Annotated in this window: 21 protein-coding genes; 15 read left to right on the top strand and 6 right to left on the bottom strand. The window is 40.2% G+C overall.

The window, feature by feature from the left end; all coding sequences use genetic code 11:
- Positions 1–42 precede the first annotated feature (42 nt).
- Genes EHS11_RS20235 through EHS11_RS17355 form a run of 4 tightly spaced genes read left to right on the top strand, consistent with a single transcriptional unit; the run spans position 43 to position 4,671 of the window.
- Positions 43–1,758 carry a peptidoglycan DD-metalloendopeptidase family protein gene (locus EHS11_RS20235; protein WP_246048023.1) on the top strand — a complete coding sequence of 572 codons (1,716 nt, stop codon included), beginning with the start codon at positions 43–45 and terminating at the stop codon, positions 1,756–1,758.
- A gap of 15 nt (positions 1,759–1,773) precedes the next feature.
- Positions 1,774–3,741 (top strand): ankyrin repeat domain-containing protein, encoded by a 1,968-nt coding sequence (locus EHS11_RS17365; protein ID WP_135765639.1) that lies wholly within the window; start codon positions 1,774–1,776, stop codon positions 3,739–3,741.
- The gene (locus EHS11_RS17360) at positions 3,741–4,166 is read left to right on the top strand and encodes a Crp/Fnr family transcriptional regulator (RefSeq protein WP_135765638.1); all 426 of its coding nucleotides are present in this window, start codon (positions 3,741–3,743) and stop codon (positions 4,164–4,166) included. Before EHS11_RS17365 ends, EHS11_RS17360 begins: the two co-directional genes overlap by 1 nt.
- Positions 4,156–4,671: a Crp/Fnr family transcriptional regulator gene (locus tag EHS11_RS17355; protein WP_135765637.1), complete on the top strand. Its 516-nt coding sequence runs from the start codon at positions 4,156–4,158 to the stop codon at positions 4,669–4,671. Before EHS11_RS17360 ends, EHS11_RS17355 begins: the two co-directional genes overlap by 11 nt.
- 23 nt (positions 4,672–4,694) lie before the next feature.
- On the opposite strand, the gene EHS11_RS17350 is transcribed toward EHS11_RS17355, so the two are convergent.
- From EHS11_RS17350 to EHS11_RS17330, 5 genes are read right to left on the bottom strand one after another with little or no spacing between them, the layout of a single operon-like run.
- Positions 4,695–5,426 (bottom strand): SDR family oxidoreductase, encoded by a 732-nt coding sequence (locus EHS11_RS17350; RefSeq protein WP_135765636.1) that lies wholly within the window; start codon positions 5,424–5,426, stop codon positions 4,695–4,697.
- Positions 5,427–6,377 (bottom strand): CE1 family esterase, encoded by a 951-nt coding sequence (locus tag EHS11_RS17345; protein WP_135765635.1) that lies wholly within the window; start codon positions 6,375–6,377, stop codon positions 5,427–5,429. It abuts the gene before it with no gap.
- A complete protein-coding gene (locus EHS11_RS17340; RefSeq protein ID WP_135765634.1) occupies positions 6,374–6,889 on the bottom strand; it encodes a hypothetical protein in 516 nt (171 codons plus the stop codon). The genes EHS11_RS17345 and EHS11_RS17340 overlap by 4 nt, the downstream gene beginning before the upstream one ends.
- 1 nt (position 6,890) lies before the next feature.
- Positions 6,891–7,499 carry a hypothetical protein gene (locus tag EHS11_RS17335; RefSeq protein WP_135765633.1) on the bottom strand — a complete coding sequence of 203 codons (609 nt, stop codon included), beginning with the start codon at positions 7,497–7,499 and terminating at the stop codon, positions 6,891–6,893.
- On the bottom strand, positions 7,496–8,608 hold the full coding sequence (locus tag EHS11_RS17330; RefSeq protein ID WP_135765632.1) for a DNA alkylation repair protein: 1,113 nt from the start codon (positions 8,606–8,608) through the stop codon (positions 7,496–7,498). The genes EHS11_RS17335 and EHS11_RS17330 overlap by 4 nt, the downstream gene beginning before the upstream one ends.
- 62 nt (positions 8,609–8,670) lie before the next feature.
- Here EHS11_RS17330 and EHS11_RS17325 point away from each other — a divergent pair, with 62 nt between their 5' ends.
- From EHS11_RS17325 to EHS11_RS17300, 6 genes are all read left to right on the top strand, one after another.
- Positions 8,671–9,906, top strand: coding sequence for an MFS transporter (locus EHS11_RS17325; protein ID WP_135765631.1), 1,236 nt, complete (start codon positions 8,671–8,673; stop codon positions 9,904–9,906).
- Positions 9,907–10,062: 156 nt separating this feature from the next.
- Positions 10,063–10,581, top strand: a complete 519-nt coding sequence (locus EHS11_RS17320; RefSeq protein WP_135765630.1) for a DUF2721 domain-containing protein — start codon at positions 10,063–10,065, stop codon at positions 10,579–10,581.
- A 127-nt stretch (positions 10,582–10,708) separates the two neighbouring features.
- A complete protein-coding gene (locus EHS11_RS17315) occupies positions 10,709–11,008 on the top strand; it encodes a helix-turn-helix transcriptional regulator (protein WP_135765925.1) in 300 nt (99 codons plus the stop codon).
- Positions 11,009–11,420: 412 nt separating this feature from the next.
- A complete protein-coding gene (locus EHS11_RS17310; protein WP_135765629.1) occupies positions 11,421–12,731 on the top strand; it encodes a 3-hydroxyacyl-CoA dehydrogenase family protein in 1,311 nt (436 codons plus the stop codon).
- 15 nt (positions 12,732–12,746) lie between these two features.
- Positions 12,747–14,015: an acetyl-CoA acetyltransferase gene (locus EHS11_RS17305; protein WP_135765628.1), complete on the top strand. Its 1,269-nt coding sequence runs from the start codon at positions 12,747–12,749 to the stop codon at positions 14,013–14,015.
- Position 14,016: 1 nt separating this feature from the next.
- The gene (locus EHS11_RS17300) at positions 14,017–14,460 is read left to right on the top strand and encodes a hypothetical protein (RefSeq protein ID WP_135765627.1); all 444 of its coding nucleotides are present in this window, start codon (positions 14,017–14,019) and stop codon (positions 14,458–14,460) included.
- A gap of 181 nt (positions 14,461–14,641) precedes the next feature.
- Here EHS11_RS17300 and EHS11_RS17295 read toward each other — a convergent pair whose 3' ends face one another.
- On the bottom strand, positions 14,642–15,604 hold the full coding sequence (locus tag EHS11_RS17295) for a PLAT/LH2 domain-containing protein (protein ID WP_167884478.1): 963 nt from the start codon (positions 15,602–15,604) through the stop codon (positions 14,642–14,644).
- Between the two features lie 485 nt (positions 15,605–16,089).
- On the opposite strand from EHS11_RS17295, the gene EHS11_RS17290 reads away from it, so the two are divergent.
- The 5 genes from EHS11_RS17290 (at position 16,090) to EHS11_RS17270 (ending at position 24,469) form a co-directional block, all read left to right on the top strand.
- On the top strand, positions 16,090–19,170 hold the full coding sequence (locus EHS11_RS17290) for a PAS domain S-box protein (RefSeq protein ID WP_135765625.1): 3,081 nt from the start codon (positions 16,090–16,092) through the stop codon (positions 19,168–19,170).
- Entirely contained in the window at positions 19,160–20,344 is a 1,185-nt protein-coding gene (locus EHS11_RS17285; RefSeq protein WP_135765624.1) for an EAL domain-containing response regulator, read from the top strand. The genes EHS11_RS17290 and EHS11_RS17285 overlap by 11 nt, the downstream gene beginning before the upstream one ends.
- 99 nt (positions 20,345–20,443) lie before the next feature.
- Positions 20,444–22,720, top strand: a complete 2,277-nt coding sequence (locus EHS11_RS17280; RefSeq protein ID WP_135765623.1) for a SpoIIE family protein phosphatase — start codon at positions 20,444–20,446, stop codon at positions 22,718–22,720.
- Positions 22,721–22,770: 50 nt separating this feature from the next.
- Complete coding sequence (locus EHS11_RS17275) at positions 22,771–24,147, top strand: MFS transporter (RefSeq protein WP_135765622.1); 1,377 nt, start codon at positions 22,771–22,773, stop codon at positions 24,145–24,147.
- Between the two features lie 46 nt (positions 24,148–24,193).
- A complete protein-coding gene (locus EHS11_RS17270) occupies positions 24,194–24,469 on the top strand; it encodes a hypothetical protein (RefSeq protein WP_246048021.1) in 276 nt (91 codons plus the stop codon).
- The last annotated feature ends 53 nt before the right edge of the window (positions 24,470–24,522 follow it).

Raw genomic sequence — 24,522 nt, 5'->3', positions numbered from 1 at the left:
CCTAAATTTCACTAAATTTCTTAGGAAAAAGACGAGGATGGAATGCACAAAAAAACCAAAATACTAAGCTTAGTTGTTTTTCTGATCACTTGTTTCCCATTACTCGCGCAAAGCTCCTTAGACAACAAAGCAAAAGACAAACAAGACGCGCTTTTGCAAAAAGACAAAGCCAATAGAGAAAAGATACTGGCAAAGTACTACCAATTCTATTCCAAACTGAAAGATCGTTATCCCGGCCTCAATTTCGAAGAGTTGCCGGTGGATCCGAGCCTTGCCCGCGATGTAATTGAACATAACGAATCCCCCGGCGGACAAACAAAAAAAGCGAAGTCCATTTTTGCCTACTCCAGCGAAGCTTATCTCTTGAAATCAGAGCCAAGTGTTATCCCCAAATTCAATACGGACACCAAACTTTCCCGAGGGGAAAAAATAGAAGTGGTTTTGGTTTTGAAAAACGACGGCCCGGAAAAGAAAGATCAACCAAACTGGTGTTTAGTGAGAACGAATTCGAAGAAAGAAGGTTATATTCCTTCCGAATATCTGTCTTCCGTTGCAATTTCCAAAGAAGACTCTCCTGAAAAAAAACTGGCAAGTCTGAAACCTCCTTCTACTAGAGCCTTTGCATTTCCTGAAAACCTAAAAATTTCCAAAAAATCCAGGGCCGCAGAACAACCGTTCTTTGATCCTGTTACGGGAGAAATGACGGAAAATGTTCCTGAGTTTACCGAAATACCCGGAAAAGAACAAATCAGTGTAACCGAAACGGTAAACTTGGAACCGGAACCGAAAACCACAGACAAACTAAAAGGTAAATTTTTTTGGGTGAATGCGGGTTCTCTTAATGTTCGTGAAAACCCGGAAGTGAATTCCTATATCGTAGACAGACTTACCAAAGGAATCAAAATCACAGTCATTCAATCCACAAATTACGAAGATAATATCGACGGAATTTCTTCCGCTTGGCACCAAGTGGAAAACGGATACCAAAAAGGTTGGGTGTTCGGTGGATACTTAAGTTCTTCCGAAGTACAAAGTTACGATTCCAGTTCCAATTCGGACTTCCCATCTTTCCCCGAGGAAAATCCCGACGAACTGAAACCAGGCGAAAAACGATATGTTCGTGCGGCAAGTTTGCGTTTACGGGATGAACCGAATGAATACGGAACCGTTATCGCATCCATCGCGGGGGATGAAAAACTAAAAATCATAGATGCTAAAAATGAAATAGAAACCATCGGAGGTACCCGCTCCAAATGGATTTACGTAAACTGGGACGACCAATGGGAAGGTTGGGTGTTCGGAGGATTTGTCTCCAAAGACAAAGGTCAATTGGTGGATAACGACGATATTTCCAAATACTTTCAAATCCCGATTGATAACGACCGTTATGTGTCCTCGAACTTCGGGACCAGAGTTGATCCTGTCACTGGTAAAGTAGGTGCTTTCCATTCGGGTGTGGACTTACCCGCACCGGTTGGCACGGCGATTCGGGCAGTGAGCGACGGGAAAGTATGGAAGACAATTACAACTGCCGGCGGTTACGGAGTGTTAACCATTCTCAGCCACAAAAATAACGTTTATACTTATTACGCACATCAAAACCAAAGAAAAATCGCAGAAGGGGATGTGGTTCGTTCCGGTGATGTCATCGGAGAAGTGGGAAACACTGGAAAATCAACAGGACCTCATCTACATTTTGAAGTCAGAAAAGGACCACAACAACAAGCGTTAGATCCTGGCGCCTACTTACCAAAATAATAAAGAAAAGAAAAAATGGAAACATCAAAAATAAAACAAACGATAACACTTATCATTCTAATCTTCAGTTTCAATTCCTTGCTCTCTCAAGATACGAACACTTCTCTTGAATCGGTAAAACCGAATGTAAACGAAGCCATTGAAGAAATCAGACCGGATATGGTTAAAATTTTACTCAAAGGTACACCAAAAGATTTTGATACTGCCATTTCCAAAGGAGGAGATGTCAACTCGGCGGACACGGAGGGCAAAACTCTTTTGATGTTGGCTGTGGAGAAAGGAAAAACAAAACAATTTGATTCTTTGGTTAGTGCAAACGCGGATCTGAACCGAAGGGACTTTTCCGGAAAAACATTGCTTCATTATTTGGTGACTTCCCGATTTACAAACCAAATCAAAACGCTGATAGAAAAAGGTGCCGAGCCAAATGCTTATGACGGGGAAGGAAATACTCCTTTGCATATCGCGGTTCTGAAAGCAAATCTTTCCATTCAAAAGATCTTAGTGGAAAGCAAAGCAGATGTTAACCTCCGCAACAATCCCAGAAAATCCCCCCTGTTTTTTGCAGTGGAAAAAGGAAAAATGGATTCCATCAATTATCTTTTGCAAAACGGAGCAAATGTCAACTTACCAGAGTTAACTGGTCGAACACCTTTGTTTGTGGCACTCGAGGCGAAAAACATAAAACTAGTCACTAGTCTTTTGGATGCAGGTGCCGATGCAAACGCGAAAGATACCAAAACAATCACACCGCTTCTACTTTCCATTGATAAGTCCTACCAAACGGGAGTGGAATTGCTTCTTGCAAGAGGAGCCAAATGGGACGGGCTGGATGATAATGACGAACCACTTAGTTTTACCGCTTATAACAAAAAAAATTTAAACATAATCAAACTGCTTTTCGGAAAAGGTCTGTCTACCGAGCTGAAAGGAAAAAGTGGAAAAACACTTTTGGAATTATCCGTTGAAAAAAACGATCTCGGTCTTGCCAAACTACTGATCGAATTCAAAACAAACTTAAATATCCGATTTACCAATAAAAAACCGGCACTTGAAGATGCTTTGGAAAAAGGACGTTCTCCGATTGCAGTAGCTTTGATTCAAAACGGTGCTGATCTCAATATCCAAACGGATGGAGGATATTCTCCGATCCATGTTGCAGCAAAAAAAGGAAGCAGCCAAATCATCGAAGAACTTTTGAAAAAGAATGTTGCAGTAGACAGTTTGACGGTTCAAAACGGAGAGACTCCCCTTGCACTGGCTTTGGAAACAAAACAAATTACAGCCGCCAAACTTCTGTTAAGCAAAAAAGCCAATCCCAATCATGTTTCCCGTAATGGCAAGTCTTTGCTTACAGAATCCATAGAAAGAAAAGATTTGGATTCGATTAAATTATTGCTCGGAAACAGCGCCGACCCTAACGAAAAGAATTCGGAAGAAGAAACTCTCATTATGGTGGTTGCCAAACAAGAAGTAGATAAAAAAGATCAGAAGTTCGTTCAGGAACTTGTCAAAACATTGCTCTCCAAAGGAGTGAGTGTGAATGCAAAAAACAAAAGAGGATTATCCGCACTTCATATTGCTTTTAACAGAAACAATAGCGATCTTATTTTATTACTACTGAACCAAGGCGCGGAAGTGGATTCAGCCGATAATAATGGTTTTACCGTATTGAGAAAGGCCGTGATTAAGTTTTTACAGACTCGTGAAACAACAGTTGCAGAACAATATAAAAAATTAGTACTTTTACTAGTTGAACGAAGGGCAAACTTAAATCTCACTGACAAATCAGGAAAAACTATTCTTTCCGAACTGGCGCTGCAATTTGATGCTGGTAAAAAAGATTCCATATTAGAATTAGGTAGAATTTTTCTTTTGAATGGCGGTAATGCAAATTTAGATGACAGTAGTGGAAAGTCTCCGCTAAAATATGCCGAAGATAAAAACATACCTGAACTAGTAGAAATATATCGTGGCGCTTGATGTCCCTTCCCAGAAAAGAAAATAGAATCAATATATTCGACTTCGTTAATACGGTTCCGACGAAATCCTTCAAAAAAGGAGAGATTATCGTGCGCGAAGGAGAGCCGTCTAACGAAAAGATGTATTTCATCTTAAGCGGAACTCTTTCCGTAGGGATGGGAAACCCCGAACAAAAAAACTTTCATGAAGTGAGAAAACTCACTACCGGAGAATTCTTCGGAGAAATCGCACTTATCTCTGCGCATCCGCGTACAATGACGGTATATATAGAATCAGATCGAGCCCAATTGGGGATTTTAGACAAACAGAATCTGACCAAAATTGCAAATTCCAATCCCATGTTTGTTTACGCTCTCTTACAAACTTATGTGGAAAGGCTCATCGAAGCGGAACAAAAACTAAAAGAGTTAACCGATGGGACTTAAAGAATCACTCGCAAAACTTTCCATGATTACCATCAAACGAGGGGAACTTCTATTCAAAGAAGGAGTTCCTTCCAATGGTGCTATGTTCTTTTTGTTTGAAGGTCAGCTCGATATTTACAAGCACATCGAAGGTAAACATACAAGGATGAGAAGTATCCTGCCCGGAGAATTTTTCGGAGAGATGGCAATCATCAATAATAGCCCGAGATCTGCATCCATTGTTGTCGTTTCGGAAAATGCCAAATTGGGCATCATCAATCGCGGAACATTCGTTAAAATGGGACAAGAAAGTCCGGAGTTTCTATTTTTACTTTTGAAACGTGTGATTGAAAGATTGTATGAAACGGACTCAAAGATAAGAGCCATCAAAAAGAAAGACGACGATGGTGAAAAAATCACTTCGAAAGAAAATACGTCTGAAGAAACTTCCCCGGAAGATGCATCTAACGAAGAAGAACCGTCCGAGGGTGAAGACGGTTCCGTATCGGAAGCTCCGATCGAATAGACTTTCTCTATTTGATTCTTAATTCAATCCTTTCCTTTCTCCTTCTTTTTGATCTTAAATCGTTCCGGTTGGATGACAAGTTCCGACAAAACAGTTCCCTCTCTTTGAGAAAGTACAGTTCCTACTGCATCCGCAATGCATTCGGGCAAAATATAAGAACGAGTGTCTTCATCCGTAGTAAAGGATAAATGATCGAAAAAATCAGTGTTTGTGAGATCCGGGATCAGGTTCGTTACTTTAACTCCCGATTTGCGAAGCTCCTGAAACAATTCCCTCCCGAAATGAATGAGTCCCGCCTTTGTGGAACCGTATACGCTCCCCCAAGGAGAAACCTTGGTTCCGGAAATGGATCCTATAAAAAAAATACGGCCTTCATTTGCTTTTAAAGTCCTTAAAAAATAATTTGAAATCAACATGGGAGCTGTCAGATGAAGACCTATCATCTCAATGATCTGTTCCCAAGACAGCTCCTCAAAAGGAGCGAAATACCCTACTCCCGCATTATGAACCAAAATACGAACTTTGTCTTTGTCGGGAAAATTCTTCAACCAATCTTCCATTTGTTTGGTGTCATTCAAATCCACACGATCCAAAACAAATTGCGAATGGGAAAACTCACAGCGATCCGGATTTTTACATATCCCTTTCACAAAGTAGCCGAGAGAGATCAGTTTTTTTGAAATAGCAAGGCCGATTCCGCGAGAAGCTCCTGTAACAATTGCTATATTATGATTTTGGTTATTATCAGAATTCATTTATAAACCTTTGAAAAAGTTCCAAGCTTCCAGGGTAGCGTCCAACTCTTCCGTAAGTTTGCCTCGAAAAATAACGGGAAGACTTTGTTTTCGGCCCGGCCAGGAATGCCCTCCTCCGATGACCTTATAAAGTCGGACGACTGTATTATTTTTGCACTCCGAATAGGTAAAAATCTCCAAGCTAGTCTCATCGGACTTTTCATCTTTTTTTGTGACAGTCGCCTGGCCGGAACATCCGTTCCAGGTCTTCCACCTGTCGATAGAATCTTCCACACTCAAGATTTCACCGCCGTCTCTCACATAACCGCCATAATATGGTACGGTAGGGTCTTCCGTCCCGGACATAAAAGCAACCGACAAACCGGAACTTGGTGCCCATTTTTTCACAACTTCTTTACTCAGTTGAGCCGCAATACTCACTGCCCCTTTGAACAAATGCGGCTTTTCCACAGCCATTCTCTGCACCATAAAACCACCGTTAGAATGGCCAACGATAAATACTTTGGAACTGTCGATTTTATACTTGTCTTCCATATACAAAACCGTTTTTTCCAGAAAAAAAACATCATCAATGTTTTCCTTGTCCGCAGGGGTTTGACCTCTTCCGTCCGCCCAACTCCTGCTATATCCGTCAGGGTAAACCACGATCAAAGATTCCTTGTCTGCCGACACATTGAACTGAGACTGCTCCATCACCTGTAAACCGGAGCCAAGACGCCCATGCAGTACAAGCAAAAGAGGACGACCGTTAGTCGGTTCTGTTTCATTTCCTATTTGATTTTTACCGACATGAACATAAAAACTTCGAAACATTCCGTTCACTTCCAACTCATGGGCCGAAGTATCGGAATCATTCAATCTTTTCTGTTTTCGAATGAATCCACAACCGAAGCAGAAAAAAAGAAACAGAGACAAGAATATGATAAAACGTAAAGGATTTGAATAGGTCATTTGCCTGTAAACTCCAGCTTCCAAGTCTCTTCTATGTTTTGATAGAAAGCCTCTGACGGCCAATAAAAAGGAGAAAGAAACAATATCAAAATCCCTCTGTATTGACTTAGGCGCACTAGGTATTCGGACTCTTTTATAACTTTCTCTTTCGCGTAACGATATGTGATTTTATGATTCGTATAAATCTGATAAGGAATCAGAGAGGCTGTTATCAAAGTCATTACAAAATTCAGTCGATGCAGATTTATATCTTTATAATGATGCCCGACTTCTTCCAATTTAACTTCCAAAAGCAAATCGGCATCGGGATCTTCCTTATAACCCGATTTTAAAATCGTCTCACGCAATTTCAGTCTTTCTTTTTCATAAAAACCGAACCCGGTAAAATGCAAACGAACAAGCGAAGGAACAAAGAAAGAATCGGATCGCGTTGTCGAAATGACCGGATTGGAAAATCCGGCACAACTGAGGAACAGAGTGTTTGCAATCAAGAAAGCGATTCGAAAATACATTCTAATACACCTCTCTTGTATCTTCAATGAATTGATGCACTATGTCGGAATAATGTTTGTCCAATGTTTCACGATCATCGGACCACCTTAAAAGTAAAGATACCCATCCGACCACATAAAGAGAATGTGCGGGATAAATGTGCTCCCCCACGAGACGGTTCTTGTTCCAAACACGGAATAGAATCGTATCGTCATTCTTCAAAAAAATAGGTATGATAAGAAAACTTTGCATCGCAGCAACACGATTCAAAATGTACAAAGAGAAACTCCCCAACTTTCTTTCTACCATCCAAGAAACCGGCTCTGCACTTTCTCCGAATAGGATTTTGAAACGGGGAGATGATTCCAAAATGATTTGGACTCTTGTCTCCGAATCGGATTTCACGTAAGAAGATATTTTTTTAAATTTCCCCGATGTATGCAAAGTCTTTAATAACAAGGAAGCCATTTCGCGGTTTTCGTTTGTTTCCCAACCGATCAATTCGTAACTGATTTCTTTATCAATGGCTGTGTTATTTTGTTTTAGATTTCTTTTTTCTTCCAAAGAATAAACGGAACATCGGGAAAAGAAAAAAATAATCAGAAAAAAAAACTTATAATTGAAAATCATTTTTTTCCTTTCACCAAAAGAAAGGAAGTTTCTTTGATTTCTTTGCCGTTCATCACAAGGATCAATTTGTGTTTGCCCGGATAGTAAGTTCGGGTAGTAATCAATGCGAAATTATGCTTTTTGGTTAACGTCAGTTTGTCTCCCGGATGTAAGGTTTTTTCGCCCAACTGAAAAATCTTTCTGCCCGTTTTACCATTTGCCAAAACAAACTCGATCAAATATTCCATTCGAACCTTTCTTGTTTTCTTTTCTTTATAATCGAAAGCGATGTTAAATTCTAACTTTTCACCGATACGGACGGAATCATTTTCCAAACGGAGAGATACCTTTTCGGGAGACCATTCCGTATCATAAGAAAAATGATTTAACGACTGTTTGTGACCTCTTTTCAAAAGAGTGCGGACGGCGTGTTTTAAACTTTTGTCCAGGTCCCCAGACTTTCCGAATTTACTTTTACAAAAATCCCAAGTCATGTCCTTGTCCAGTTTGGAAATATCATTCAAATGATTTGCAACACTTCTCCTTACCACTTCGTCTTCATCATCCCAAAGATTTTCCAGGATAGGCAGACTTTGCCCAGGATTTTTCTTTAAGTCAGGCACTCCCAATCCCCAAGGGAGAAGAGGCCTGCTTCCTTCGCTGGCGAGCCTTCTCACCCCGGGGTCCTTATGCTTCGACCAAACTAACATTTGTTTATTTGTATCTTTGTGATGACGAAGGTAGAAAACACGAATGGCATACTCGGCACTGGAAAAGACAGTTATAAATTCCAATGCTTTCATACTTTTTGAAAATTCAGAAAGCCCGGTTTTCTGAACGATTTCAGGAAAGAACATATGTGCGAAGTTAAAATCCGCCGCTCCATCCCTCCTCAAATGATCGATTGTATCTTTTAAAATAGGAAAAAGAAGATCCAAATCCTTTGGTAAAAATTCTATCATTACGTCTGAAATACGGGACATTCTCTCTTTCAATTCCAGATCCTTCCAAGGGGGTGCGAAAATAGATTTTTGAAATTGGTGTTTTTCCAGTTTAGGGTATGCCTTTGCCAATGACGCAGCCAACTGAAAAATAAATGTTTCGGAGTAAATATATTTAAGAGGTTCCATTCAGTACCGGGAAAGAATGAATTCAGTAAAAAAACGGGTTCGGCTTCTGTAAAGAAGGTTCTTTGTTTCAAAGAGGAATCGCCAAACAGAACTCCGTTGAAATCTTTGTATCCATGAATCGTTTTCTTTCCTGGCCCTCTTTCCGGATTTTAATTTTGATCAATTTGGGAACAGTTCTCGGTTTATCCGGGATAGATCTCATCCTTCCTTCCATTCCTGACTTTACCGAAGTGTTTCCGGGAAGTTCTCCTGCACAGGCGCAATGGATCATTGCATTTTACGTTTTAGGTACAAGCGTAGGGCTTTTGGTATTCAGTTTTCTTGCAGATAGATTTGATCCGATCCGTTTGTTTTCCGCATCATTACTTTGTTTTGCGATTCTTTCTCTGGTTTGTATTTTTTCAGTTCATATTTACGAGTTGATTCTTTTTCGCTTTTTCCAAGGTCTCAGTTCCAGCGGTGCGGCAGTGCTCGCACCCGGTCTTATCCGAGGGCTTTTTACTTCCCAGGGTGCAATGCGCGCCATCAGCATTATGGGAAGTATGGAATCCATGGTTCCCGCATTTGCTCCTCTCTTGGGGGCTTATTTGGCGGCAAAGTTCGGTTGGAAGTCGGGTTTTCAACTGACAGCAATATTTTCTCTGATCATAAGTATGTTTTTATTCGTATCAAAGACAAAAAGCCCCGATACCGCCAAATTAAAGTTAACCGAAAATGCGGAAAGAAGTTATAAAAGCTTATTTACCAATTTTAATTTTTTGAGATACGCTCTTAGTCATGCGGGAGTTTTGGGAGGATTGTTGGTGTTTGTTTTTTCCGCACCGAACCTAATCGTAACTTATAAAAAAGGAGAGATCGAAAGTTTCATTCTATTACAGATCATCTCGGTTGCAATGTTCTTTACGTTTGCGCAAATCTCATCCTATTTTGTAAAAAAACTCGGCCCGGAAAAAGTCATTCTGGCAGGCACTGCGTTTGCTTCTCTGTCGGCTGTACTATTTCTTTTTGGCGCATACTTTCAGTTAGATGATCCTTTGTATTTGATTTGTTATTTTATCCCGATCAATATCGGTTTGGGACTGCGGGGAGGAACAGGGTTTGTCAATGCTCTGATTGCCGCGGGGGACAATGATGCCCGGGGTTCCGCTTTTATGATTCTGGCTGTGACCGTTCTTTCCGGAGGAATCACAGGAATCCTTTCTCCCTTTTTGAAATGGGGGCTCGGACCGATTGCGATCGCCATTTCCGTATTGGTCTTGCCTTCGATGGTTTTGGTTTTGATGAAGAGGGAAAGTTAGGGATCCTTGGATTTGTGGTACCTGCCACCTACCACGGATGAAAAATGTGGTACCTCTTACAAATCCCTCCCTTCGAACGAGGAAAGTTAGTCCTATAACCGAATCTGAGCTACTTTTTTGTTTGTGAAAGCGGCAAACACCATAAATTTTATCCCTATGTTCGAATCTTTTTCCAATTCTGAAATCCTTTCAGGAATGATCACTCCTGCCGTACTTATATCTGCCAGTGCCAGTCTTATCTTTTCTACAGCCAATCGGTTGGGGCGGATTTTCGATCGGGTGAACCTTCTCAAAACAGAAGTCGAAAAGTTACTCGAAGGTAAACTTGCCTACCAGGAAGAAAGAAAACTTTATTTAACCAATCAACTTTCCATCCAAAAAAAGCGAGCCGTATTGATCCAGCGCTCCATGGCATTTCTTTATATGGCTACGTCTTTATTTGTTATTTCAAGTTTAACCTTGGCAATCGTGTTAGCCGTTTCCAAAGAATATTCCTGGATACCAACAGTGATTGCCCTTTTGGGAGGAGTGTTTCTTTTTCTGGCCAGTTCCTTCTTGTTATACGAGAGCAGATACAATTTAACATTTATTATGGGCCAAATCGATATTGCTGAATTTTTGGGAGAACAGATTCATAGGGAAAAACCCGAGAAGGAAGGAAACCATTCTTTATAAAATTCAGCTTTTAGAACGATTGAATTATTATCGTTACATCCGGATATGTTAAGAAAGATCAAAAGACAAATAAAGATCAATTAACTAAAGCTCAGAATTTAATGGATTCTTTTAAGGGAGAAAAATGATGAAACTTAAAATCAAAGATTTTGATTCTCTTTTGAAAAAGGAATTAAAAGACAAGAAGTTCAAAAGTGAATACGATGCCCTCGCTAATGAATTTACTTTAGCGAAAGAAATCATTAAGTTAAGAAAGAAAAGAAATTTAACACAAAAAGATTTAGCCGAAAAAATCGAAACTTCTCAGCCTGCAATTGCAAGAATTGAATCTGGTAATTACAAAAATCTTTCGCTTTCTTTTATTAATAGATTGGCCAAAGCATTAGATGCTGAACCAATAATTCACTTAAAAAGTAAAAGTGCTTAATCTCTCTTCAGCTAGTCCGTTTCAAGATACTTCTCTGTTCGCCGAAGGCGGATAAAAGGCAGTCGATTTCCGCTCAAAGGAAAAGATTCCCCGCGGCAGGTATCGAAGCGGAAATCTTTTCCCGCAGGGAAAAATTGGAGCGAAGAGACCGGTCGTTGCAGGAAAGGATGAGAATCATCTAACAAATCCGAGGCGCCCAAACTTTAAAAATGTGGTACCTCTTACAAAAAATACCCTTCCTTTCTTTCCCGATTCCCCTCCTCTCGAACATTATGTCACATTGCCTGATTGAAAACCCGCTTAGACGCACAAATTACACATACCGCTGTAACATTTCTGACAAAAAAAACGATTTTCCTAGGGCTTTCCTTTTGTACAAAGGTAAGTAAAATTATATTCGGAATCCAACTTCATGAGAGAAATCAAAACCGTCACGATTTTAGGTGCCAACGGAGCTATGGGCTCCGGGAGTGCGGGCGTTATCGCCGCTTTCGGTGGTGCTAAAGTCCATATGCTCGCAAGAGACGTAGAAAAAGCTAAACAAGGTATCGAAGCCGCAGTTAGTTCTGTAAAAACAGATACAATCCGTGGGAGAATGATCCCTGGTTCGTACGATGCAGACTTGGAAAAAGCAGTCGCAGAATCCGATTGGGTATTTGAACTTGTTGCCGAAAGTTACGAAGTCAAGGAGCCGATTAATACCCGTATTGCGAAAGCAAGACGCCCCGGCACAATCGTATCTACCGTTTCATCCGGTCTTTCCATCGGAAGACTCGCAAAAGCTTACGACGAAGACGGTCAGAAACACTATTACGGAACTCACTTTTTCAACCCTCCTTATAAAATGATTCTTTGTGAGCTAGTCACTCATGCAGGTAATGATAAAAAAGTAACCAAAGCACTCGGTGAGTATTTGGACAAAGTTTTGGGTCGTGCCGTAGTTTATACAAATGACACTCCTGCCTTTGCGGGAAACAGAATCGGTTTTCAATTGATAAACGAAGTGGCTCACTTCGCGGAAAAGTATGCGGATAAAGGTGGAATTGCACTTCTTGACGAAATCATTTCCGGTTATACAGGTCGTGCGATGTCTCCTCTTGCTACTGCCGACTTCGTAGGATTAGACGTTCACAAAGCAATCGTTGACAATATTTATGACAACACAAAAGACGAAGCACACGAAACATTCAAACTTCCCGGTTACTTCCAAAAACTGATTGATGAAGGGAAACTAGGAATGAAATCCGGAAGCGGACTTACCAAAGTGGTAAAACACGCAGATGGAAAACGTGAAAAATTCGTTTATAATATCAAAACAGGTTCTTACGATCCTTACCCTAAATTCGACATCCCTTTTATCAAACAGGCACGTCTAAAGATCAAAGAGTCCGATTACAAAGGCGCAATGGAAATTGTCAAAACTGCAAACGGTTTGGAAGCTGACATCGCAAGATACTTTATCGGTCGTTATATCAGCTACTCTCTTTCTCTTGTAGGCGAAGTAGTTGAGACAAAAGAAATGACAGACGGTGCGATGGGATTCGGATTCAATTGGGTTCCTGCTTCCGCTCTTGTGGATTTCTTAGGCGGACCTAAAGAAACCATCAAAATGTTAGAAACATCCAAATTGCCGGTTCCGAAAATTCTTTCAGATGCAAAATCAGGCAAAAAATTCTATGAGTTAGGCGACAAACTCGATGCTCGCTCTCTTTTCAAAGGTTAAGGCAGGAGATTTACTATGGGTGATAATAAAGTATTCGTACTAGGCGGCGAACAAACCGACTTCCAAAGAAACTGGTCCAAAGAAGGCAAAACCTTCGTATCTATGATGAGAGAAATCATCGAAGATTCTTTGGAGAAAACAGGAATTGAATATTCCGAAATCAAAAGACTCAATAAAGAAAACCGGGTAGCGGTGTTCGTGGGAAACTTTGACGGGGAACAATACACAAACCAAGGTCATTTGGGCGCGTTCCTAACCGAAGTTAACCCTGCTTTTTACGGAGTGCCTGGCGCTCGTTACGAAGCAGCTTGCGCTTCCGGATCCGTTGCACTGGATGCGGCGATCACTCACATCCGCACGGATGATTACGATCTGGCGATCGTTCTAGGAATCGAAGTGATGAAAACGGTTTCTTCTTCCGTAGGTGGCGACTTTCTAGGAACTGCCGCTTATTACGAAAAAGAAGCGAAGGGAGTTCAATTTCCTTTCCCTAAACTTTTCGGAAAACTAGCAGATGTTATCCTGGAAAGATACGGCCTGAAAGAAGAAAGATTTATGGATGCTCTCGCAGAGATCTCCAGAATCAACTACGCAAACGCAAAACGTAACCCAAAATCACAAACACGTTCCTGGTTCATGAACAAAGAACATGCACTCGCTCGCGGTGGTGACAACAATATGGCTGTGGGTGGAAGACTTTGCATTACGGACTGCTCTCAAGTAACAGACGGTGCGGCTGTAACGGTTCTTGCTTCCAAAGATTATGCAAAAGCTTATGCTAAAAAACACGGCAAAAGCCTCGGTGACATCCCTCGCGTAAAAGGTTGGGGACACCGTGTAGCACCGATTACATTCGAAGCAAAAAAAGACGAGTCGGTAGGTGACAAATACATCCTTCCTTGGACCCGCCAAACGGTGAAAGACGCTTACAAAAGAGCGGGTATGGACGTAAAAGATATTGATGTTTTCGAAACTCATGACTGTTTTACTTCTTCCGAATACGCTGCTATCTCTGCTTTCGGAATCTCCGATCCGGGCAAAGAACACATCGCAATCGAAGAAGGCACGATCGACTTCGGTGGCAAAAAACCGATCAACCCTTCCGGCGGACTCATCGGTGTGGGCCATCCGGTAGGTGCTTCCGGAGTTCGTATGATGCTCGACCTTCACAAACAAGTCACCGGCAATGCTGGCGAATACCAAGTGAAAGGTGCGAAAAACGGTCTTATGTTGAACATCGGTGGTTCTGCAACTACCAATATGGTGTTCATCGTAGGAAGATAGAATGAAATCTCCCAATACAGATACATGGAACCGGATTCTCGTCCGGTTCCTTTTGGCCTTCGCGTTTTGGGAAGCAGTCGCTATCCCCTTACGCATGTTATTTTTTTCCAAATTCTACTTTGATCCTTCCTTAAAAGGGATTTTCGTTCCGATAGCAGATGTTTATTGGGTCGGACCTATTGCAGGCGACTTACTTCAAACTTTGTTTTTGGGCATTCTCTACGGTTACGCCAAAGAAAACCTCCCCAAAGGACTTGTGGGTGGACTGTTATTCGGGTTACTCTTTAGTTTGACCGCTTATGTGGGACTCGTCCTATTTCTTTCCAACCTGATTCAAATTACCCCAACGATTCTCTGGTGGGTCTGGGCGGGCTATCAAACTTTATTTGCTCTTGCTACCGGCGCGATCTATTCCATCGGCTGGGATTCTTCGGACAATCAGTAGATAGATATTCTACGGCTGCGGCTGGCTGATTATCAGCTAGCGCATATACTCATTGCACGGACATGCAATGAGTATAGTTCCTCCAATGTGTTTCCTTTATCATGCCGTTTTACTTTTGTAAAACGACACTCGGAACTTTCAACTTTCCTTTGTTAATCGACCACACTCTCTACTGCAACAATCATCCAGTGATGATTTCAAAATCACTACCGGTAATCTGCTTATAAAGTATTTTGTCCTTAAGGCTCAAATCCGCGTTTTTACCGTAAGTGCGCATTATTTTGCTTGCCGTAGGCATGCTTAAATTACTTACTCCTTTGATCACTTCAAGAACCAGATCGCCAATCTTATGAGTGAAAGCTTCTTTCTTTACGGAGATAGGAAATTCATAAATAGCAAGCTGATTCTGGTTTGCATTCGTCGTGAAATCAAAGTCTTTTTCTGTAACAATTGTCATCCTACTCTCTTCTACGGTTTTGGTAGTGGTTTTTGTCTTGATATCGACGGAAAATTTATAGTCGACGCCGAACCATCCTCCATCTTTCCCCATCGAAAAGCTATAATTGTTTTCTTCTTCGACCTCTTTGCCTTTCCCCAAGAAAGAATCGATAGAGTAAGTATATTTTTCTGTCTGTGTCAGAGACATTGGCTCTGAACCTTGACGATTGTCCAAGATAACATAAAGTGTATCGATATTCTTTATTAAAGATAGCTCCTTATTTGAAAGCTCAAAACCTTCGGCACATTTGGTCATAACCGTCCAATCAAAATTTAAGTCAAAATCACCTTTCTTTCCAATTGCTCCATTAAAAGGAAATTTAACAACTATTGGTTTTTCCGCTTTATCTTCATTTTCATAAGTAGCACTGTATTCAACTTCCACTTCGTCCAGATAAAGAGCATCACTGCTATCTTTATTATTTCCATCTATGTGAGTGAGTGTAATTGCGTAAGGAACTCCTACATCAAGGCCTATCAGATTTTCACTTGCGTCAAATGTAAAAGTACTGGTTTTTCCTCTTTTGAAGTCATCTTTGTTTTTATTGTCCAACCGGAATTGGTTAGTTGAATGGGTTTTCCCGAAAAGTATAATATAAAGTTTAAAGCCATCCGCGCCCGCGTCCTTTTTATCTTTTACTTTCACTCGGATTGTATAAGATGCTTTTTTTACTTTCTTGTTAAGAGTCGAAGAATCGGTCTGGTTGAGAAATCCGGATTCAAATCCATAGATCGATTTTATTGGTTGATTGGGCATATACTTAACATCCTTCTAATATTTATTATTTGTTATCATTCCTGAAAATGATAACGATTACAAATTCATTCAACATACAAATTCAATCTTTTATCATCTTTGTAGAAATATTTTATTGATCATGCAAAGACCAATGAGGCAGGAGATTAGGGAAATACCGAAATCAATCTTTACGGATAATGTTTGAGACATAATCCCAATCGCAGCCTGCCAACCCATCCTCTCCATTATGCCCGTATAATTCGCGGATAGGTGAAATATTTTTGTTTTATTTTTAAAATTACTATCATCTGATGAGCAAATTCTAAACTTTCATCCTGCGTTTCGTTTAGGAACGGTTTTTGTTTTATTTTTGCCATGGTAACCTACAAACAATGAACTACACTAATGTATTTCCGGAATGGATGACAAACTCAGAAGTATATTATTATTTACTCACCAATCTTTCAGGAGAGTATTTATACACAAACGATTGGTTCAAGTTTAGATTTGCAAAAACACACGCCGCTCTTCTTTACCAGTCAGCACTGCACTTTATTCATCCTGGCGATAGATCTGCATATTTAACCGCATTGGAAGAATGTATCGCTTCTTCCAAACCGATCCATTTACAATTTAGAAAACATTCCAACGATCCCGAAATCAACGAATGGACTGAATGGGAATTTTCCGCATGGAAAAACGAGGAAGGAATGTATGCCGGGGTTTTACAAATCGGACATGATGTTGTAGAAGCAGCAAAATCGAACGATCCGAATTTAAAAATAGTTACCGAAAATCTGTTCAGATCTACGTTCGAACATGCGGCCGCAGGCATCGCACATTTTTATCCCGATGGAAAATGGTTACGTTACAACCAACAATTCCAGGAACTTCTCGGATACTCAAAAGAGGAACTGGAAAATTTAACTTCGGACGACTTAACACATCCGAAAGACCGCAATACCAATAACTCCAGTTTCTCCGAATTAATCAAAGGAACAATAGATAAATATTCCATTGAAAAGAGATTATTGACAAAAGGGGGAACTTACGTCTGGGTAATAGAACATATCTCTGCCATCTATGATGGAAACGGAAACATCGACTACATAGTAAAAGTAGTTCAGGATTTATCGGCAATCAAGAACGCCGAACAACAGTTTATTGAAAGTGAGGAAAAATTCAAAAAAACATTCTATTCCAATCCTGCCTTTATGATCTTATCCGAACAAAAATCAGGAACTATCGTCGAGGCCAACCTGGCTTGGACGGAGATTTTCGGTTATAGTCTGGAAGAGACCGTAGGCCGTAATTCCATCGAGTTGGGAATTCTGGAACTGGAATCAAGAGCCCAATTGGTTGAAATTCTGGAAAAAGAAAAAAGAATAAAAAATTTCGAGATTAACATTAAAAACAAAAACGGGGTAATAAAAACCCTACTCAGTTCGGCAGAAATTTTTCCTTACAAAGGAGAAACATATGTTCTCATTACCGGCATCGACGTTTCCGAAAGAAGAAAACTGGAAGAAGACCTTATCATCGAAAAACAAAGATTAAGTGATATTCTGGAAGGAACAAACGTAGGTATTTGGGAATGGAATATCTCGACGGGGGAAGTGTTTTTAGACGAACGTTGGGCAAACATGTTAGGGTACAGATTGTCCGAACTGGGAAATACCAACTTGGACACATTGGCAAAGTTTACATTGGAAGAAGATCTAAGCCGGATAGGTGAAATCATGAAGCAACATCTTAGAGGAGAGACTCCTTATTATGAAGCCGAGTTCAGAATGAAACATAGGTTTGGGCACACAATCTGGGTTTTGGACAGAGCCAAGGTTACCAAATGGTCCAACGACAAAGAGCCTTTATTCATGCACGGAACCCGTCAGGATATATCAGAACGAAAAAGGCATGAAGCTTCTCTCATCAAAAATGAAATCCGGCTCAAAACCATTTTGGCAACCATCATAGACGCACTTCTGATCATAGATCAGAACGGTATCATTCAAAAATGCAATCTAGCAACGGAGAAAACCTTCGGTTACACAGAGTCCGAACTCATAGGCCAAAATGTAAAAATTCTAATGCCCGAGCCGGATCATTCCCAACATGATCAATATCTGCAAAAATATCACACAACAGGAATCAAAAAGATCATAGGTTACGGAAGGCAAATTATAGGAAGAAGAAAAAACGGAGACAATTTTCCCGCAGAGCTTTCCGTCACCGAATGGGAGTTCTCCGGTGAAAAATATTTCACAGGAACCATACGTGATATCTCCAATAAAATCAAGGTAGAAGAGCAGCTCAAACAATCTCAAAAGCTCGAAGCACTTGGACAAATCGCCGGCGGAATCGCACATGATTTCAACAACATACTAGCAATTGTTAGCGGAAACTTAGAACTGATCCAAAGAAAAATCATAGATTCCGGACAACAATTTACAAAACAAATCGGAAGTGCTCTCAAAGCGGTCGACAGAGGCTCTCAATTAACCCAGAAACTTTTGGCGTTCGCCCGCAAACAACCAGTTGTTCCGACTTCGGTTGAAATCAACCAGGTGATTGCCAATATGCAGGAAATTCTGGAAAGAGTGATAGGAAAACATATTCAAATTCAATTCAAATTCTACGATAAGCCACTCTATCTGTTCCTCGACAAAAATGATATGGAAAACTCCATTTTGAATTTGGCAATCAATGCAAGAGATGCTATGGAAAATGCGGGGAGTTTGATTATAACGATTGATCGCGTACAAAAGAATATCTTACCCGAACTGCAAAATTCACCCAACCTCCAGGAAAATTATGCGGAGATATCGGTGATAGATACGGGGAAAGGAATTCCTCCCCATATATTAGAAAAAATTTATGAGCCGTTTTTTACAACGAAGGCGGTCGGCCAGGGAACAGGGCTCGGGTTATCGATGATTTATACTTTTGTAAAACATTTTAAGGGTCACATCAAGGTCTACAGCGAAGTGAATATAGGTACCAGCTTTAAGTTGTATTTTCCTTTAATGGAAGAAAATTCGGAAACAGAAAATCCTATAGCAGAACAAAATACAAACCAATCTTCTAATGACAAATACTCTGAACGGGTGTTACTTGTAGATGACGAAGAAGGAATCATCGATATTGCGGAAACCCTTTTGGTAGATCTGGGATTTACCGTCACCACCGCAGTATCCGCTGACGATGCATTGAAATTATTGGACAACAAAGGAAGTTTTGATTTGCTGATCAGCGATATAATGATGCCGGGAGAAATTGATGGACTTGCCCTTGCCGAGATCGTAAAAAAAGATTATCCGAACATGAAAATCATTCTTACGTCAGGGTTTCCGGGAGATTTAAGAAAAAGAGAATATAGTGATTTAAAAGAATTTCATTTTTTAAGCAAACCGTATAAAGCCAAAGAACTGGAAGAAACGATTCAAAAAGCATTAGGACGTAAACATGAATTTTAACAAGGCATTAATTTTAGATGATGAACCGGATATGAATGAGTTTCTATCCGATGTACTCAAGGAACTGGATTTCCGGGAAATCATCCAATTAATAAAGTCTACTTCCTTTTTTGAGAATTATTCTTCTGACCTTGATTTGATTGTACTCGATTTGTTTATGCCTGATATGGACGGAGTGGAAATTCTTAGATATTTAGGGGAAGCAAAATCGGAGGCGCTGATCATTTTGATCAGCGGACACAGTCAGTCTGTCCTTAAAAGTGCGGAACGTGTGGCAAAGGCTTACGGACTGAATGTAATCGGCAGTCTGACCAAACCTTTTTCGATCAATACCATAATGAAAACGATCGAACAGGGAAAAGATCTTAAAAAGAAACCGAAACAATTGGAACAAAAAGAATTTCATTTCTCAAAAGAAGAGATTCTAATCGGGATTAAAAACAAAGAAATCGTTTTATACTACCAACCGCAAATCAATTTGCATACAAAAGAAATCAGCGGTTTTGAAGCATTGGTCCGATGGAGTCATCCGGGCCACGGAATCATTTTTCCGGACCAATTTCTTCCCTTGGTTTCCAAATTTAGTATATTAGGTGACCTTACAAAATATCTGATCCAAGAGGCGTGTTCATTCTTTGGAAATTTGGCAAAATTAGGAATCAAAAAAAGAGTCTCCATCAATATCTCCGTTTATGATTTGGTGGATACTTCCATGCCTGAAGATATCATCAGCCTGATTCAAAAATATTCTTTGGATTCAAACCAAGTCATTCTCGAACTGATTGAAACCGGAAAGATCGAAGATCATCCCAAGGTTTTGGAAATACTAACTAGAGTATGTATGAAAGGAATCGGACTCTCCATTGATGATTTCGGAACAGGATTTTCTTCTCTGGATCAATTGAGCAAAGCACCTTTCACGGAATTGAAAATCGATAAAAGTTTTGTATTTGATGTATTAAAAAATGCAAATACCAGCAAGATCATAAATTCAACCGTACATTTGGCAAATCAATTGAAAATGGAAGTTGTAGCAGAAGGAATTGAAAACAAAGAAACCAGAAATCTGCTACGTGAATTGGGAGTTCATCTTGGGCAAGGTTATTACTTCAGCGTTCCGCTACCTTCTTCCGGAGTTGTCAATTTTATCAAGAATTTTCATTATGCGGATTGAATCCGATTCCGGTTTTCTAATTTACAGCGCTTCTTTATGATTGCATAATCTAAACACAAAGGGAAAAATAACGAACAGTTACTTTTTCAGGTGGAATCCGTGAATTCAAAAAAACTATTCTGGGAACTCACCTTAAAATTAGAAACCTTCACCCACACAGTCCCGGTTCCATTTGCAGTTTATTATGCCATCATCACTCAAAAGATGGAGACTGAAAAATGGATGATCTTTGTCGGCTTATGCCTTTTCTTTGCAACCGGAATCGGAATTTTAGGAACATTATGGCGTTACTTTATGATTCGCCGCCTTTTTCGTAAGATAGACAAGATCAAATTTCCCGATGATTCATCCAATATTCAATATACATTCCAAGACCAGGATTATGCAAAAAAGGTAAAATTATATATATTCAAATATCCTCTTATTGAAGCGACCTTCATCGTATTCCGTTGGTTTGCCGGGGTCATACCGATAGTTACACTGTATACTTATCTGGTAGAATACACTCCTTCCGTCGTTCGCTCCGGGATATTCACAATTGCGATGATCCCTCCCATCTCTTTCGTAACCTATTACTTTATTACCGAGAACAGCTTACGTCGGTTATTTGATCTACCTCAGATCCGTAATATTGAAATCAAACCGAATGAGATCCCCAAATTCGATTATTTCAAACGAATCGTTTTGGCTTTTTTCAGTTTAGCGGCACTTCCCGTATCCGTTTTGTCCTATCTGCTTTATTCCATCGTAAAAGGGGAAACTATGGTGGAAGAACCCTTGATTCCCATCGTTATCGTTTCCTGCATATTTATTGTCCCGCTCATCGTATGTTCTTATATAGTTGCAGTGACCGTCAAACAAGGAATATCCGAAACCAGTAAATCATTGAACGAGCTTGCCAAAGGAAACTTCAATGTGGTCGTAACTCCCACATCGGGAGATGATTTCGGACAACAAGCATTCTACTTAAACAATATCATCCAAAAACTAAAAGGGATGTATGAAGAAATCAAAACCCTAAACGAAGGACTGGAGGAAAAAGTTACCGCAAGAACGGAAGAGCTCAACTCAACTCTCCAAGAAGTAAGAAAATTAAAATACCAGCAGGACGGAGATTATTTTTTAACTTACCTGCTTCTCAACCCTTTGACGATCAAAGAAATAAAAAGTGATTTGATACATGTGGATTTTTTACTCAAACAAAAAAAGAATTTTGAGTTCAAAGACAAAGAATACGAGATAGGAGGAGACTTAAACGTTTCCCATTCCATACACCTTCAAAACAAAAAATATCTGTTATTCGTAAATGCGGATGCAATGGGCAAGTCGATGCAAGGTGCGGGCGGAGCACTTGTCTTCGGAGCAGTGTTTCAATCCATTGTTCAAAGAACAAAAAACAATTCTTCGTTTCAGGCGATTTCTCCCGAACTCTGGCTAAGAAATTCCTTTCAGGAAATGCATCGGATTTTTGAAGCATTCGACGGAACCATGCTGATCTCTCTCGTTATGGGACTCATTGAAGAAGAAACGGGTTTACTCTATTTTATAAATGCGGAACATCCTTGGCCGGTATTGTACAGAGACGGGAAAGCTTCCTTTATCAAATCGGAAGTATCGTACCAAAAACTGGGGACATTGGGAGCGGAAGCCTTCTCACAAGTAAAAATCTTTCAGTTGTTAAACGGTGACGTGATCATCGCCGGTTCGGACGGAAAAGACGATATTTTGCACGCAGGCGGTCCTGATGAAAAGGATTGGGAAGTCAATTTGGATGAAAATTTTATTTTAAGAATCATCGAACAAGGGAAGGCGGACCTAAATCGGATTTTCGAACTCATAGGACGAAAAGGAGAAGTAATCGATGATCTCTCTCTCATCCGAATAGGCTACTCGAATGAAATTCGTAAAATAAACAAGGTCTCTTCCGAAGCAAAACTCAAATTCAGAAAGGCAAAAAAACTTTATTCCAAGGGAAACTTTTCCGAGTCCATTGACGTTCTTTTGGATTTAATCGAATCGGAACCGAATGCAAACGAGCGACTCCAAAAAGACTTATCAAAGTTATACTATCAAATCGGCAACTTCAAAAAGGCAATGGAACATATGGAAATTTATCTGATCTCACATCCCGAAGATGATGATTTTCTCTACTTTGCATCCAAACTATTTAAAAAAACCAACCAGCTTCCCCGTGCGATCGAGCTTGCGGAAAAAATCAGAATCCGGTCTCCGAAAAAAGTAAATTACCTGGTTCATTTATTCCATCTCTATCTCAAAACGGGAGATCGTTCCCAAGCTTTGGAAGTTCTTAAAGACCTGGAGCTTTTGCAATACCCGAAAGAGGATCTGACGATACTCTCCGATTACCTAAAATAACCCGCTTATACCCACATTCCTATTCCGATCAGTCAAATAGATACAATCAAATGACGATCCATTCCCTTAACCTTAAAACCAAATTAGGTTACGCTTCTGCAGAAATCGGCATAACAGCCGTTCAGCTATTCACTCAAATTTATCTGCTTAAATACTATACTGAAACCATCGGACTCATCCCTAGCCTCGCAGGAATCGCTCTTGCCATATCGGTGGTCTGGGACGCAGTGAGTGACCCTTTGATGGGAAGTATATCCGATCGAACCAAATCGAAAATGGGCAGAAGAAGACCTTATATCTTGTTCGGAGGAATTTTTCTTTCTCTTTCCATTTTACTTCTGTTCTCGCCGCCGGAAATCACTTCCCAACTCGGAAAGTTTTTATATCTCCTGACTACTTATCTGTTGGTGAATACCGCTATGACGATCATCTCCGTTCCCCATATCGCTCTCGGAGGAGAGTTGAGTTTCGAAAGAAACGAAAGGACTTCCATTTTCGGATGGAGGCTTTTTTTCAGTAATATAGGAATGCTCGTTGGTATGATCATACCCGCTGCCATATTACAATCCCTAGGTGACGAAACCTCAAAAGAAAATATCATTTCATCCAGAATCGGAGCCAGTGAAATTGTTTCGGGAGTGATCGTATTCACATCCGTACTGACTTTTTTAGTTACAAAAGGAAAAGACAATATACTTTCCAAAGAGGAAGGACAACCTTCGTTCTTTGTCTCTCTCTATTCGGTATTCAAAAACAAAGTGTTTTTGATTTTGCTCGTTGCCTTCGTGGTAGCCGGAATAGGCAGAACTTTCAACACTGCGATTGCACTTTATTATTATCAATACAGACTCGGACTAAAAGAATCTGACGTAATCCTCAATATCATGCTGCCTTTCTTTTTGATTCTTATCTGCTCCATTCCATTCTGGGTTTGGATGGCAAAGAGATTTGGAAAAAAAATCCCTGCGTTTTCAGGAATATTTTTACTGGGTCTACTCACAATTATCGCCTATCCTTTGTTTCCTTATGGAGAGATAAGACCTCCTCTATTGGTTGCTTTTTTAGGAGGGATATTTGGAGGTTCCATTCTGATCATGGATTCCATACTAACGGATGTAGTGGATTATGATGAATTGAAAACAGGTCAGAAAAGAGAAGGACTGTACTTCGGTTTCTGGAAAATGGGGATTAAATTTTCCCAAGCATTTGGAATTGCGCTTTCGGGGTTTTTACTTGATTTGATCGGGTTTGATGCGAACCTATTCATTCAATCCGAGGAAGTCGGATTTTCCCTCGCAATGATATTCGGCCCGGGAGTGGGATTCTTTTTTATTATCGGATCTCTTATCTTTCTCTTCCTATTTCCACTAACAGATGATAAACACAAAAGAATCCAAAGAGTATTGCTAAAAAGACGAAAAAAATGAGATATTTTTCCTTGCGCCCTACTCCCACGTCTCTTAGAATCGAATCATGAGCTTACGAATCTTCTCGGTTGCGTTATTTTCTCTTTTTATCTTGGATTGCGGTTCACAAGTTCTGAGTACAAAAGATATCACCGATCTGTTAGAAGCAGATGGCAAACCAAACGCATCCAATTCCTCGGGAAGCAGTTCACAAGATGCAAATGGTCAAAGCGGAACCAGCAGCACTGGTTCCCAAAATTTAGACTATTACGGTCTGACGGATTCCTCTACAGGCACAAATACTTACGGTGCCGTAGGTTCCCCCGGTTCTCTGGATCGTTAATTCCTTGTTATAGGAAAAAGACAGATTTAAATTAGAAATGAAAGTATTTCTAA

Source organism: Leptospira ilyithenensis (assembly GCF_004771005.1).
Taxonomy (GTDB): Bacteria; Spirochaetota; Leptospiria; order Leptospirales; family Leptospiraceae; genus Leptospira_A; species Leptospira_A ilyithenensis.
Note: the sequence above shows the minus strand (reverse complement) of the source record. Positions and strands in the feature narration are given on the sequence as shown.

Coding starts and splice junctions, on each gene's coding strand:
- EHS11_RS17355 (WP_135765637.1), top strand. CDS start 4,156: ATGGGACTTAAAGAATCACTCGCAAAACTTTCCATGATTACCATCAAA.
- EHS11_RS17345 (WP_135765635.1), bottom strand. CDS start 6,377: ATGACCTATTCAAATCCTTTACGTTTTATCATATTCTTGTCTCTGTTT.
- EHS11_RS17305 (WP_135765628.1), top strand. CDS start 12,747: ATGGGTGATAATAAAGTATTCGTACTAGGCGGCGAACAAACCGACTTC.
- EHS11_RS17335 (WP_135765633.1), bottom strand. CDS start 7,499: ATGATTTTCAATTATAAGTTTTTTTTTCTGATTATTTTTTTCTTTTCC.
- EHS11_RS17315 (WP_135765925.1), top strand. CDS start 10,709: ATGAAACTTAAAATCAAAGATTTTGATTCTCTTTTGAAAAAGGAATTA.
- EHS11_RS17300 (WP_135765627.1), top strand. CDS start 14,017: ATGAAATCTCCCAATACAGATACATGGAACCGGATTCTCGTCCGGTTC.
- EHS11_RS17330 (WP_135765632.1), bottom strand. CDS start 8,608: ATGGAACCTCTTAAATATATTTACTCCGAAACATTTATTTTTCAGTTG.
- EHS11_RS17360 (WP_135765638.1), top strand. CDS start 3,741: ATGTCCCTTCCCAGAAAAGAAAATAGAATCAATATATTCGACTTCGTT.
- EHS11_RS17285 (WP_135765624.1), top strand. CDS start 19,160: ATGAATTTTAACAAGGCATTAATTTTAGATGATGAACCGGATATGAAT.
- EHS11_RS17365 (WP_135765639.1), top strand. CDS start 1,774: ATGGAAACATCAAAAATAAAACAAACGATAACACTTATCATTCTAATC.
- EHS11_RS17290 (WP_135765625.1), top strand. CDS start 16,090: ATGAACTACACTAATGTATTTCCGGAATGGATGACAAACTCAGAAGTA.
- EHS11_RS20235 (WP_246048023.1), top strand. CDS start 43: ATGCACAAAAAAACCAAAATACTAAGCTTAGTTGTTTTTCTGATCACT.
- EHS11_RS17275 (WP_135765622.1), top strand. CDS start 22,771: ATGACGATCCATTCCCTTAACCTTAAAACCAAATTAGGTTACGCTTCT.
- EHS11_RS17340 (WP_135765634.1), bottom strand. CDS start 6,889: ATGTATTTTCGAATCGCTTTCTTGATTGCAAACACTCTGTTCCTCAGT.
- EHS11_RS17310 (WP_135765629.1), top strand. CDS start 11,421: ATGAGAGAAATCAAAACCGTCACGATTTTAGGTGCCAACGGAGCTATG.
- EHS11_RS17320 (WP_135765630.1), top strand. CDS start 10,063: ATGTTCGAATCTTTTTCCAATTCTGAAATCCTTTCAGGAATGATCACT.
- EHS11_RS17350 (WP_135765636.1), bottom strand. CDS start 5,426: ATGAATTCTGATAATAACCAAAATCATAATATAGCAATTGTTACAGGA.
- EHS11_RS17270 (WP_246048021.1), top strand. CDS start 24,194: ATGAGCTTACGAATCTTCTCGGTTGCGTTATTTTCTCTTTTTATCTTG.